12 protein-coding genes are annotated in these 11,825 nt (G+C 63.6%); 4 read left to right on the top strand and 8 right to left on the bottom strand.

Annotation, left to right across the window (positions count from 1 at the left end):
* Positions 1-2: 2 nt before the first annotated feature.
* Positions 3-545, bottom strand: a complete 543-nt coding sequence (locus NKJ77_RS20530) for a ubiquinol-cytochrome C chaperone family protein (RefSeq protein WP_023833084.1) — start codon at positions 543-545, stop codon at positions 3-5.
* A 115-nt stretch (positions 546-660) separates the two neighbouring features.
* Here NKJ77_RS20530 and NKJ77_RS20525 point away from each other — a divergent pair, with 115 nt between their 5' ends.
* On the top strand, positions 661-1,173 hold the full coding sequence (locus tag NKJ77_RS20525) for an outer membrane protein assembly factor BamE (RefSeq protein WP_023669368.1): 513 nt from the start codon (positions 661-663) through the stop codon (positions 1,171-1,173).
* A 100-nt stretch (positions 1,174-1,273) separates the two neighbouring features.
* Here the strand turns inward: NKJ77_RS20525 and NKJ77_RS20520 are convergent, their stop codons facing one another.
* Complete coding sequence (locus tag NKJ77_RS20520; protein ID WP_352535650.1) at positions 1,274-2,314, bottom strand: helix-turn-helix domain-containing protein; 1,041 nt, start codon at positions 2,312-2,314, stop codon at positions 1,274-1,276.
* Positions 2,315-2,523: 209 nt separating this feature from the next.
* Here NKJ77_RS20520 and NKJ77_RS20515 point away from each other — a divergent pair, with 209 nt between their 5' ends.
* Positions 2,524-3,438 carry a LysR substrate-binding domain-containing protein gene (locus NKJ77_RS20515; RefSeq protein WP_352535649.1) on the top strand — a complete coding sequence of 305 codons (915 nt, stop codon included), beginning with the start codon at positions 2,524-2,526 and terminating at the stop codon, positions 3,436-3,438.
* Between the two features lie 71 nt (positions 3,439-3,509).
* On the opposite strand, the gene NKJ77_RS20510 is transcribed toward NKJ77_RS20515, so the two are convergent.
* A complete protein-coding gene (locus tag NKJ77_RS20510; RefSeq protein ID WP_023700545.1) occupies positions 3,510-4,037 on the bottom strand; it encodes a hypothetical protein in 528 nt (175 codons plus the stop codon).
* A gap of 75 nt (positions 4,038-4,112) precedes the next feature.
* Complete coding sequence (locus tag NKJ77_RS20505) at positions 4,113-4,574, bottom strand: anthrone oxygenase family protein (RefSeq protein WP_352535648.1); 462 nt, start codon at positions 4,572-4,574, stop codon at positions 4,113-4,115.
* Positions 4,575-4,875: 301 nt separating this feature from the next.
* On the opposite strand from NKJ77_RS20505, the gene NKJ77_RS20500 reads away from it, so the two are divergent.
* Both NKJ77_RS20500 and NKJ77_RS20495 read left to right on the top strand, forming a co-directional pair.
* Complete coding sequence (locus tag NKJ77_RS20500; protein ID WP_245259899.1) at positions 4,876-5,421, top strand: dTDP-4-dehydrorhamnose 3,5-epimerase family protein; 546 nt, start codon at positions 4,876-4,878, stop codon at positions 5,419-5,421.
* A 1-nt stretch (position 5,422) separates the two neighbouring features.
* A complete protein-coding gene (locus NKJ77_RS20495) occupies positions 5,423-6,421 on the top strand; it encodes a glycosyltransferase family 2 protein (protein WP_023833081.1) in 999 nt (332 codons plus the stop codon).
* Between the two features lie 77 nt (positions 6,422-6,498).
* On the opposite strand, the gene NKJ77_RS20490 is transcribed toward NKJ77_RS20495, so the two are convergent.
* From NKJ77_RS20490 to NKJ77_RS20475, 4 genes are all read right to left on the bottom strand, one after another.
* Entirely contained in the window at positions 6,499-8,640 is a 2,142-nt protein-coding gene (locus NKJ77_RS20490) for a sodium-translocating pyrophosphatase (protein WP_352535647.1), read from the bottom strand.
* Between the two features lie 259 nt (positions 8,641-8,899).
* Positions 8,900-9,667: an ABC transporter permease gene (locus tag NKJ77_RS20485; protein WP_023833080.1), complete on the bottom strand. Its 768-nt coding sequence runs from the start codon at positions 9,665-9,667 to the stop codon at positions 8,900-8,902.
* Positions 9,664-10,602, bottom strand: coding sequence for an ABC transporter ATP-binding protein (locus NKJ77_RS20480; RefSeq protein ID WP_023833079.1), 939 nt, complete (start codon positions 10,600-10,602; stop codon positions 9,664-9,666). The genes NKJ77_RS20485 and NKJ77_RS20480 overlap by 4 nt, the downstream gene beginning before the upstream one ends.
* Positions 10,599-11,762, bottom strand: coding sequence for an ABC transporter permease (locus NKJ77_RS20475; RefSeq protein WP_023833078.1), 1,164 nt, complete (start codon positions 11,760-11,762; stop codon positions 10,599-10,601). Before NKJ77_RS20475 ends, NKJ77_RS20480 begins: the two co-directional genes overlap by 4 nt.
* Positions 11,763-11,825: the final 63 nt, after the last annotated feature.

The following is an 11,825-nucleotide window of genomic DNA, read 5'->3' as shown; positions in this document are numbered from 1 at the left end:
CCTCACTCCGCTTTCGCGACGGGAAACGCCACGGCACCGGAAACGATCAATTCGGACGGCTGTGCTTCAAGCTGCCTTGCGGCATCGATTACATAGGACGCCAGCGGCAAGGCTTGCGGCCAGGCGCCGGCATCGGGCCTGACATTGCGCGCCAGGGCGGCAGCAAGCGCGTCGCGGTCGCTGCGTTCCAGCGCGTCGTCATAGGCGGCGGTACGGCCGTAGAACATTTTGGCCAGCCTCTTCATGCGCTTGGGCACGCCGACATCGCCAACGCCCAGTTCCCGCAGCGAATGCTCGACATCGAGAAAGAACTCGTCGATCAGCACCTGCGCGACCTCATGCGCGACGCCCTCTTCGCCGCGGAGCCGGTGCTGAAACAGGAACATATGCAGCGACAGCATCTCGAAACGGCCGAGCGGCGTATCCGGCACATTCCAGTGGGAATAAAACACGGTCTGCCGCGCCGCCGCCACGATTTGTGCGTAAAGCGCCTCGGTGATAGCGCGGTTGGCGTTGCGTTCGCGGCCAAAAAGGCGCTGGAACATTGAGGGTGGTCTCCTGGGGACCGATTGTTTGAATGGGCCTTGTTGCATCGGCAAGCAAGCTGGTTTACCGGTTTTGCCGCCCAGCGCAAGTTGCGGCCAGCTAATGGAGTTGTTGTTGCGCGCGCTGAAATTCAAGTCGACTTTTCTGCCTGGGGCCACCGCCGCGGTTTCGCTGGTGCTGGTGGCTTCCGCGCTGTCGGGCTGCAATTCGTCCAAGATGTTCGGCGACCTTAACCCTAGCGAGACGCTGACGCAGGGCTATGTTATCGACCAGCAGGCGGTCGATTCGGTGCCGGTGGGCTCCAGCCGCGAACAGGTGCTTCTGGCGCTCGGCACGCCATCGACGAAAGCCACCTTCGACAATGAGGCGTTCTATTACATTTCGCAGACGCGCAAGCGCTATGTCGCTTTCGACAAGCCGCGCCTGGTCGACCAGAAAGTGCTCGCGGTCTATTTTGGCGAGGACGGGCGCGTCACCCAGATTGCCAATTACGGTCTGAAGGACGGCAAGATTTTCGACTTCATCTCGCGCACCACGCCGACCGGCGGCAAGGACCAGAACTTCCTCAGCCAGATCATCAAGGGCGCCAGCAAGCTGGCGCCCCCCATTCCTGGCGGCGGCGCCTAAGAAGCGACCGCCTTCCTCAGATTTTTGCTTCCCCCGAAGCGACACCATCTCAGGCGACCAAAAGCCCGCGGGAGCGATCCTGCGGGCTTTTGTTTTGAGGTCATGCGGCCGCAACACCCGTCGCGCTTTGCCGCGCGTGGCCTGTTCGGCCGCCGGGCTCCAGCGAGGCGCGGTGCACAGCCGCACTCTGCCGCGCTTCCGAAGGCGTCATGCCGAAATGCCGGCGGAAGGCGTGGTTGAAGGTCGAGAGATCGCCGAAGCCGGCGTCGAAGGCGATGGCGCCGATGGTGCGGTGTGCCAGGCGCAGGTCGGATAGCTTGCTGCAAACCAGCGCCAGCCGCCGGCCAAGCACGAACTGCGACAGCGAGGTACCCTCACCCTCGAACAGCTTTCTGATATAGCGCGCGCTGACGCGGTGGCGCCCGGCCAGCGCGTCGGACCCGACATCGCCGGAAGCCAGATTGCTTTCGATATCGGCTTTGATGGCGCGCAGCCGCGCGGCGCGTATGCCGCGGCCTGCGGCGACCTCAGTGGCGTCCTGCGTTGCCCCGACCACGACCGCGACAAGGTCCTGTATGTGTTTGGCGGCAAGCCAGCGCAATTCGGATGCGGCCAGGTTCGGCTCCTGCATCAGCAGACGGACATAGCTGGTCAGCAGCAAGAACTTTTCGCCCACGCATGACATCGGCGTCATCAGGGCGGCATCCGCATTCGCAGCCATGGGCCCGAGGGCTGCCTTGGGGATGGTGATGAAGAGATGATGCGACATCGCCCGCTCGATCACATGCGGATCAGAGGAGGACAGAAGGATTGCCTGGCCGGCCTCGATGCTGGCCTCGCGGCCGAGATGCGAGAAGGTGGCAGCGCCCTCCAGACACATGAAGAAAATGTAATCATCGGTCCCCTTGGCCATGGCGCGGGAACGGATGGTGCGGAAGGCGGTGGTCCTCGAATCGGCAATGCCGACGCCCGGCAGCCGCAGGATGGTCGCGTCGACGGAGAGCTTTTCCTCCGTGACGTTAAAATCCATGTCGGTCACCATCCGGCGCAACAGGTCGCAATAGACGTTTCGCCATTCCGCTCGCGGCCACATGGCGGTCGAAAAGCGCGCATACGCAAACTCGGGGGGTCGAATAGTCATGGGGTACTCCCAAGCGATTGTCTTCATTTCACTGTCGTTCGTAGTCGAGGCTCGTTCCATGAACGGCCTCTCATTCCGACGGCGGCAATCGGGGGGCAGTGGATGGCTACAATGATTTGCGCACTTGGACAAAAGACTATTTACGAAGCTATGGATGAGCTTAGTTCATTCATGCTAAGAAACCCAGGGGCAGGATCGGGTAACGGCAAATGACAAGACGGCTTCCACAACTGGAATCCATTCGTGCTTTCGAGGTCATTGCCCGGCTGGGCAGCTTCAAGCGCGCCGGCGATGAGCTGAATGTTACGCCAAGCGCGCTCAGCCACCGCATCGCCGATCTCGAAGCCGATCTCGGCGTGCTTCTGTTCACCCGCCATGTCCGCCGCGTCGAACTAACGCTTGAAGGCGAACGATTGTCCGCGGGCGTGCGACGCGCATTGCTGGAAATCCAGAGCACGGTCGCGAGTGTCGCGCGCAACGAGCGCACGAGGCTGAGGGTCACTGCCATTCCTTCGCATGCCGTACGCTGGCTGGCCCCGCGCCTGCACAGGTTTCGCAAAAAGCATCCCGAAACAGAGATCGACATCAATGCGGATCTTGCAGTCGTCGACCTTTCGCAGCGAACAGTCGACATCGCATTGCGTTTCGGCGGCGGACACTATCCGGCCGTCGAGACCGAATGGCTGATGGCAGATGCGATCTTTCCTGTCGTCAGTCCCGACTATCTCGCCGCCAACGGCCCGGTCAGAGACCAGCACGATGTGCTGCGACTGTTCCGCATCCTCGACACGACGGCCGAAAATGACGAGAGCGGCGCCAATTGGCGCCACTGGTTCGAGAGAAACAATCTGCCGCTGGATACGGTTGGCGACGGCATGAATCTGAATGGCACCTTGTTGGCGGTCGAAGCGGCGGCGAGCGGTCTGGGCGTCGCTATCGCGAGGAAGTCGCTGGTCGAGTGCGATTTGCGGACCGGCAGGCTCGTCCGCCTCCTGACGACGGACATACCGACGAACTGGAACCACTACGTCGTCGTCCACCCGTCCATCTCCGCCTGGGAGCCTGCCAGATCGTTCATCAACTGGCTGAAGGCGGAAGCCGGCGACAACACCGGCGCCGGTTGACCTCGGCGGCCGTCCAGGAGCTCTCATCGGAAGGCGTCGGGGCTCACGGACTCATCGTATCGGCCAGTTGCTCATCCTTGCGGCCCGACTGGTTCGCCGCCTTGGCGGCAAGCGCTGCCGCCATCTGGCTCTCCAGCTCGCGCAGCTTGGCGTCGAGTGTCGCCATGCCGCCCCAGGCGAATGTCGCGCGGTATAGCGGTGCGATCTCGGGCGTCAGGAATTCGACCAGTTTCGTCCTCGACCCAGACCTTGAGCACCTTGAACAGGCGGGCATCGATCAGCTCGCTATGCCAGCCCATGCGGGCGGCAATGCCCTGGATGGTTTCGGTCGAATTGGGCGTGCTGAGCAGCACATGCGAGCCGGAGCGCAGGCGCATGTTCGGGTCGAAGCCGATGCCGAGCGGCGCTTGCTGGTCCAGAACCGTGCCGCACGGCAGGATTTCGATCAGCGAGCCGAAATCGTCGCCGAGGCAGACAAACCATGCCCCCTCAGGAAATGGCGGCGACGGCGCACGAACCGCGGTGGCGACAAGCATTTCGGCAAGGACGCTGGCGACGGCCTGCGGATCGCGGGCGTTGAATGAAGCGTGATGCAGCATGGCAATACTCCTGTTTTCAACGGCGGCGGCCGGCAGAAGTGCCGACCCATGCCGCGGCGTTCCGCAAAAACTGAATCACCGGCTGAGCGTCAGGATGACCGCGGCAAACAGGCAGGCGTATTCGGCCAGTCCAAGCACAAGGCGCAAATTGTGGTTGGCCGCCCAGCTGTCGCGCGTCTGCGCCCAATCATCGGGGATGGTCACCGACGTCCAGCTCTGCACCTGTTTGTTGAGCGGCACCTGACGGCTGACGGTGAAGCCAATGTCGATCACCACCAGCGCCGCGGCGACGATGGTCAGGATGCGCGGCAGGCCGGCATCGACCGCAAACATCGCCATCGCCGCGATCAGCACCAGCGTCGTCAGCCTGACGAACGGCATCACCCGGGTAAACGTCCGGTCGCGCATCTGATGCATGGCCATGTACTGGCCGGAGGTAAGATCATCGATGCGAAAATCGTGGATTACGCCCGAGACGTAGATGCCGGCAATAATTCCAGCCAGCGCAAGCGAAGCCGCCATCAAGAAAATGTCCATGTCTTTTCCCTGCCCGAATGTCGTTTCCCTGGCCAAAATCGCCGCAGAGGCGAGCCCGACACCGCGTCGATCGCAATGTCCTGGCCAATGACCGGGGTATTAAAGCAGGCGAACGGTCCGGGCTTGGGTAGGATGGAACGATGTTTTGGGCAATGCGGCCCTCCGATTGCGTCGGAAACATCAAGTGCCGTGAGATCGAAACCTATCAGCAAACCTTGACGCGTACTTGCCAGCGACCGGTCAAATTCGTATCAGACCGTGCTGGCCAATGGCGCATCACGCTGAATTGGGAGGAGCATCCGTGCCGGAAAAAACCCGGACAAAACCGACAGGCTGGATGGCGACCGGAACGGCTGACGGCCAGGTGGTCACGCCTGACTGGATACCCATCGAGCCGGTGGCGATCGATGGCGTGAGGGTCAAGGAGATCAGGCCGGTCGCAACCTCCACCGGCTATCTGACCGAGATCTTTCGCGAGGAGTGGGAGCTCGATTCGGAGCCGGTCGGCCAGGTCTTCCAACGCACCTTGTATGCCGGCGCGGTGACGGGCTGGCATGCACACGCGGTGACCACCGACCGGCTGTTCTGCTGCGTCGGCAGCGTTCGCATTTCGCTGTTTGACGGACGCAAGGCCTCGCCGACCTTCGGCGCCGTCTGGCACAAGATTATCGGCCCGTTGCGCCCGGCGGTCGTCATCATTCCACCCGGAATATGGCACGGTGTTGTTTCGCTCGGAGCGGAGACGGCGGTGCTGCTCAACCTCGTCGACAAGGCCTATGCCTACGATCAGCCCGACCATTGGCGCCTGCCGCCAGACACCGACCACATTCCCTACAGACTGGTGTAGCGTGGAAGCATCGGCGCAGCGCGATCAGGCCGGCGGCGAACCGCTGGTTTCGATCGTGATCGCGACGCACAACCGGCCGGCAGCACTGCGGCAGGCATTGACCAGCGTCATGCGCCAGACGTTGCAAGGCTGGGAAGCCTTGGTCATCGGCGACGATTGCAGGCCGGATACGGCGGCCGTTGTCGCTGAATTTGGCGATGCCCGCATCGTCTACATCGATCTTCCTGTCAATTTCGGCGAACAGTCCGGTCCCAACAATATCGGCTTTGCCAGGGCGCGTGGCCGCTTCGTCGCCTTGCTCAACCACGACGATCTGTGGTTTCCCGACCATTTGGCGGCGATGACCGGCTGGATCGACGCCTCGGGCGCCGACGTGGTGCTGGCGCGCGGTGCCGTCATCCAGCCGCCGTCGGCGGCCGGCAATCCTGTCAATTCGATCTTCGGGATCGGCAAGGATGGTTTTTACGACCCCGTCACGACGGAAGGATTTGGCTCAGCACACATGTTTCGCCGCGCTTCGTTCAGCCTGCTCGGACCTTGGCGACCCGCCAGCCAGTGCTTTTGCGAAAGCTCGCAGGACTGGCTGTTTCGGGCATGGCGAAAGGGCGCGGTGATCGCGACGATGCCGCACCTCACGGTGATCAAGCTGCATTCCGGCATACGCAAGGGTTCCTATCTCGGCGACAATGCGCAGGAACAGAAGGATCTTCTGGACGCCATGCAGACGCCGGACGCCTTGCGCGTGAAAATCCTTGGCTGCGCGGGCGAACCCATTCGCCTGGCGGCATCGAGTTATCTCAGGCGCAGGCTGATGGCGGCTCTTGGCATCCATCCCCGCGCCCGCGCCTTCCGCCGCAAGTATAAGCGAGGCGCCTTCCTTGCCAAGCTGCGGCGCCTGCGTGGCCTGGCGCCGATGCCTGAGCGCGAACCTGGCGTGAGCGAATTGCTCGATCGCTACAGCAAGCGCGGCGATGCCGGCACCGAGCCGGATGAGGGTTGACTGCCACCAGCGTAAATCTCAAACAAAAACCCGCGGGATCGCTCCCGCGGGTTTGTTCCTGAAGCAGTGGCGTTGCCTTAGCCGTGCGCGAGCACGGCCAGCAGCAGAAGCGCCACGATGTTGGTGATCTTGATTGCCGGGTTGACCGCCGGGCCGGCGGTGTCCTTGTAGGGATCGCCAACCGTGTCGCCGGTGACCGAAGCCTTGTGCGCTTCGGACCCCTTGAGGTGCTTGACGCCGTCCTTGTCGACAAAACCGTCCTCGAACGACTTCTTGGCATTGTCCCAGGCGCCGCCGCCCGAAGTCATCGAGATGGCGACGAACAGGCCGTTGACGATGACGCCGAGCAACGAGGCGCCGAGTGCCGCAAAGGCGGACGCCTTGGAGCCCGAGATCAGCTGCACGCCGAAATAGACGACGAGCGGCGCCAGCACCGGCAGCAGCGAGGGGATGATCATTTCGCGGATCGCCGCCTTGGTCAGAAGGTCGACGGCGCGGGCATAGTTCGGCTTGGAGGTGCCGGCCATGATGCCCGGGTCCTCGCGGAACTGCTTGCGCACCTCCTCGACGATGGCGCCCGCCGCGCGGCCGACCGCCGTCATGGCGATGCCGCCGAACAGGTACGGGATCAGGCCGCCAAAGATCAGGCCGGCGACAACATACGGATTGGAGAGGTCGAAGGAGACATCGCCCATGCCCTGGAAGTATGGATATTTGTCGCCATTGGCGGCAAAGAACTTCAAATCGTTCGAATAGGCCGCAAACAGCACCAGCGCGCCGAGGCCGGCCGAACCGATGGCATAGCCCTTGGTCACCGCCTTGGTGGTGTTGCCGACCGCGTCGAGCGCGTCGGTGGAGTGGCGCACTTCCTTGGGCAGGCCGGCCATTTCGGCAATGCCGCCGGCATTGTCGGTGACCGGGCCGAAGGCGTCGAGGGCGACGATCATGCCGGCAAGGCCGAGCATGGTGGTGACCGCGATCGCCGTCCCGAACAGGCCGGCGAGCTGGTAGGTCGAGATGATGCCGCCGACGATGACGATTGCCGGCAGTGCGGTCGATTCGAGCGACACCGCAAGTCCCTGGATGACGTTGGTGCCGTGACCGGTCACCGAGGCCTGGGCGATGGAGTTCACCGGGCGCTTGTTGGTGCCGGTATAGTATTCGGTGATCACCACGATAAGACCGGTCACAACGAGACCGATCAGGCCGCAGATGAACAGGTTCTTGCCGATGATGGTCATGCCGGCGACGGTGCCGACCTCGCCCCAGCCGACGGTTGCCGAGGTAGCGACGCCGAGACCGACGATCGACAGCAGGCCGGTGACGATCAGGCCTTTGTAGAGGGCGCCCATGATCGAGCCGTTGGAACCGAGCTTGACGAAGAAGGTGCCGACGATCGAGGTCAGGATACAGGCGCCGCAGATGGCGATCGGATAGAGCATCGCCGCACCCAGAGCGGCGGTTCCGCCGAAGAAGATGGCAGCCAGCACCATGGTGGCAACGACGGTCACCGCATAGGTCTCGAAGAGGTCGGCGGCCATGCCGGCGCAATCACCGACATTATCGCCGACATTGTCGGCGATGGTGGCCGGGTTGCGCGGATCGTCTTCGGGAATACCGGCTTCGACCTTGCCCACGAGATCGCCGCCGACGTCGGCGCCCTTGGTGAAGATGCCGCCGCCCAGACGGGCGAAGATCGAGATCAGCGAAGCGCCGAAGCCGAGCGAAACCAGCGCATCGATGACGATGCGGTCATTGGGCTGCAGGCCCATCGGGCCGGTCAGAATATAGTAGTAAATCGACACGCCGAGCAGCGCCAGGCCAGCCACCAGCATACCGGTGATGGCGCCCGACTTGAAGGCGATGTCGAGACCGGCGGCGAGGCTGTTGGACGCCGCCTGCGCGGTGCGCACATTGGCGCGCACCGAGACGTGCATGCCGATGAAACCGGCGGCGCCCGAAAGCACGGCGCCGATCAGGAAGCCGACCGCGGCGGTGATCGAGAGCAGCCACCAGGCGAGCACGAGCACGACCACGCCGACGATGGCGATGGTGGTGTACTGGCGCGCCAGATAGGCTTGCGCGCCTTCGCGGATGGCGGCGGAGATTTCCTGCATGCGTGCGTTGCCCTGATCGGCTGCAAGAACCGATCGTGTCGCCCAGATGGCGTAAAGGATTGAAAGCAAGCCGCAGGCGATGACGGCAGAAATGATGGTCATTGCCGAATTTTCCTCGATTGATGGCCCAAAAGAACCCCTCCCTGGGCCGTTGGTGCGGGGAGCGGAAAGCCTAGGCGGAATCCGTCCTTCGCAGCGGTGTATGCGAAACAGGGCTCGGAACGTCAAGATATTGTTCGGTTTTTGCCCCGCTTTCAGCCAAAAGGTTTAGGCCACAACATTCCCGTGGCCGATGCCTTGCTATTAGATCGGTTGAAATGACGCTGCGTCGGTCAATGCTTTGCCCGCAGTCCAGCGAAGGTCAGTCGCCAGTCTCCTGCCCCATCTTGCGCGCCGTGTAGCGCTCGATGGCGGACAGTCCGTCATAGATCAGCACCGCCAGCGCCGCGACGATCAGGCCGCCTTGCAGGACGAAGGCGAGATTGTTGGACAGCAGGCCGGCGATGATCACCTCGCCCAGCGTCTTGGCGGCAACCGTCGAACCGATCGTCGCCGTGGCCAGGCTGATCACCACCGACAGCCTTATGCCGCCCAGAATGATCGGCGCACTCAGCGGCAATTCAACCTTGATCAGCCTTTGCCAGCCGGTCATGCCGGCGCCGCGCGCGGCCTCCATGATGTTGCCCTGCAGCGTCGTGAGGCCGGTCAGCGCGTTCTCGAAGATCGGCAGCAGGCCGTAGAGAAACAGCGCAATCAGCGTCGGCTTCTCGCCGAAACCGACGGCGGGCACCGCCAGCGCCAGCACCGCCACCGGCGGAAAGGTCTGGCCGATATTGACCAGACTGCGCGACAGCGGCAGGAATTCGGCGCCCGCCGGCCTGGTCACCAGGATGGCAAGCGCCACGGCAACGATGGTTGCGGCGACGGTAGCGATCAGCACGGTCCTGAGATGCACCAGGGTCAGCGTCAGCAGGCTGCCCTGATTGTAGATCGCCGGCGCATTGTTTTCGGTCAGCGGCTTCAACAGCGGCTCGAACCAGCCGGGATTGGTGACGAAGGCTATGAGAAGCACCACCAGGGCAAGCCTGAGCAGCGAAGGCAGCCAGGCTTTTAGACCGGCCCCTTTCATGCCGGTCTCGCCGCGCGCTTCACCAGCCCGTCGACGGTGACGCGGCCGAGAGGCTTGCCGTCTTCGCCCTTGACCGGCAGCGCCGGCCGGCCGGACCACAGAAGCTCGGCCAGCGCGTCGCGCTGGCTGGCGTCGCCTGGGATCGCCTCGCCTTCGGCAGTCCCCTTTTCCACGGCCTCGCGCACGCGGCCGAGCGACAAGAGCCGGAACGGCTTTTCGCTGGCGCCGACCAGGGTTTCGACGAAGGCGTTCGCCGGCCGCGCCAGGATCTCTTCCGGCTTGGCGTATTGCACCAGCTTTCCGGCATCCATGACGGCGATCTTGTCGCCCATATGGACCGCCTCCTCCATGTCGTGGGTGACGAGGATGATGGTGGTGCCGAAGCGCTTCTGGATTGCCAGCAGGTCCTCCTGCGCCTTGGTGCGGATGATCGGGTCGAGTGCGCCGAACGGTTCGTCCATCAGAAGCACATTGGGCTCGGCGGCGAGCGCGCGGGCGACGCCGACACGCTGCTGTTGCCCGCCGGACAGTTCGTGCGGGTAGCGCGGGCCATAGGCCTCGGGGTCGAGCTGGTAGAGTGTCATCAACTCATCGACGCGGGCCTTGATGCGGTCCTTGTCCCAGCCCAGCAGGACCGGCACGGTGGCGATGTTCTGCGCAACGGTGCGGTGCGGGAACAGGCCGTGGCCCTGGATAGCGTAGCCGATGCTGCGGCGCAGCTCGTAGCCGGGCAGCGTGCGGTTGTCGTTGCCGTCGAGCTTGATGACGCCGGCGGTCGGCTCGACCAGCCGGTTGATCATTCGCAGCAGCGTCGTCTTGCCGGAACCGGAGGTACCGACAATGACGCAAACCGTGCGCGGCTCGACGACCATGGACACGTCGTCGACCACGGTCGTCGCGTCATAGCGCTTGGTAATGCCTTCGATCTCGATCATGCCGTTTCAACCCTGCGCCTAGTGGCGGTCATTTCGATCACTGCGTCGAGGATGATGGCCGCGGCGAAGGCCAGCGCCACCGTCGGCACGGCGCCGAGCAGCACCAGGTCCATTGCGGTCTGGCCGACGCCCTGGAAGACGAAGACGCCAAAGCCGCCGCCGCCGATCAGTGCGGCGATGGTGGCCAGGCCGATGTTCTGCACCAGCACGATGCGGATGCCGGTGAGGATCACCGGAAAGGCCAACGGAAACTCGATGCCGAACAGGCGCTGGCCATCGGTCATGCCCATGCCGCGCGCTGCATCATTGGCCGCGCGGGGTACGCCGGCAAGCCCGACCACGGTGTTGGCCACCACCGGCAGCAGCGAATAGAGGAACAAGGCAACGAAGGCGGGCGCGGTGCCGATGCCTCTGATACCGAGCGCTGCGGCACCCGGAACATGGGTGGCGACCCAGCCGAGCGGTGCGATCAGCAGGCCGAACAGCGCGATCGAGGGTATGGTCTGGACGATGTTGAGCACGTTGAGCACACCGGCGCGCAACCGTTCGACGCGATGGCATAGAATGCCGAGCGGCAGGCCGACGATCACCGCCGCCGCCAGCGACCCCAGCGCCAGTGTGATGTGCTTGGAGCCTTCGGCCCAGAAACTATCGGCGCGGTTTGCATATTCCTTGAGGATCGACAGGCTGTCCCACTGCCCCGATATCAGCAACAAGCCGATGGCCAGCGCCGCGAGGACGAGCACGCCGATGCGGGCCGGTGGCGACAGGTTGAGCCTGGTCAGCACGTCGGCGAGCAACAATGTGAAGGCAAAGATCAACAGCCAGAAGCCGGAAGCCGGCGAGATGCGGGCGAAGGTGTTGCCGGCCGGCATCAGGAAGGTGCCGGCGACACCGATCAGGATGGCAAGGGCGGCGAGCGCCACGACGCTTGCAGCCAGGCGCAGGACAAGTGGGGTTTTCAGCAACGCAACAATTGCGGCCACGACGACGACCGCCAGCAGCAGCGGCCCGACTGTGGCCGGCAGCGCCTCGAGGATCGAGCGCGCCTGACCGGGAACGATACGATTGGCGCGGAAGGTGGCGAACGGGGCCAGAAACGCCGCATAGGCAACGATCGCCGCGATAACCACGCCGAGCTTGTCGAAACGCAGGGTCATGGATGCCCCTCATGAGGAGCGATTTTCCACGTTGCGCAGACTACGCCGGTGATCGGCGAAAGC

Origin of the sequence: Mesorhizobium sp. M0052 (assembly GCF_040323255.1) — a bacterium.
Taxonomy (GTDB): domain Bacteria; phylum Pseudomonadota; class Alphaproteobacteria; order Rhizobiales; family Rhizobiaceae; genus Mesorhizobium.
Note: the sequence above shows the minus strand (reverse complement) of the source record. Positions and strands in the feature narration are given on the sequence as shown.

Excerpts from the sequence above, each read along its gene's own strand:
- NKJ77_RS20475 (WP_023833078.1), bottom strand. The coding sequence starts at position 11,762 with ATGACCCTGCGTTTCGACAAGCTCGGCGTGGTTATCGCGGCGATCGTT.
- NKJ77_RS20510 (WP_023700545.1), bottom strand. The coding sequence starts at position 4,037 with ATGCTGCATCACGCTTCATTCAACGCCCGCGATCCGCAGGCCGTCGCC.
- NKJ77_RS20485 (WP_023833080.1), bottom strand. The coding sequence starts at position 9,667 with ATGAAAGGGGCCGGTCTAAAAGCCTGGCTGCCTTCGCTGCTCAGGCTT.
- NKJ77_RS20515 (WP_352535649.1), top strand. The coding sequence starts at position 2,524 with ATGACAAGACGGCTTCCACAACTGGAATCCATTCGTGCTTTCGAGGTC.
- NKJ77_RS20490 (WP_352535647.1), bottom strand. The coding sequence starts at position 8,640 with ATGACCATCATTTCTGCCGTCATCGCCTGCGGCTTGCTTTCAATCCTT.
- NKJ77_RS20505 (WP_352535648.1), bottom strand. The coding sequence starts at position 4,574 with ATGGACATTTTCTTGATGGCGGCTTCGCTTGCGCTGGCTGGAATTATT.
- NKJ77_RS20520 (WP_352535650.1), bottom strand. The coding sequence starts at position 2,314 with ATGACTATTCGACCCCCCGAGTTTGCGTATGCGCGCTTTTCGACCGCC.
- NKJ77_RS20530 (WP_023833084.1), bottom strand. The coding sequence starts at position 545 with ATGTTCCAGCGCCTTTTTGGCCGCGAACGCAACGCCAACCGCGCTATC.
- NKJ77_RS20480 (WP_023833079.1), bottom strand. The coding sequence starts at position 10,602 with ATGATCGAGATCGAAGGCATTACCAAGCGCTATGACGCGACGACCGTG.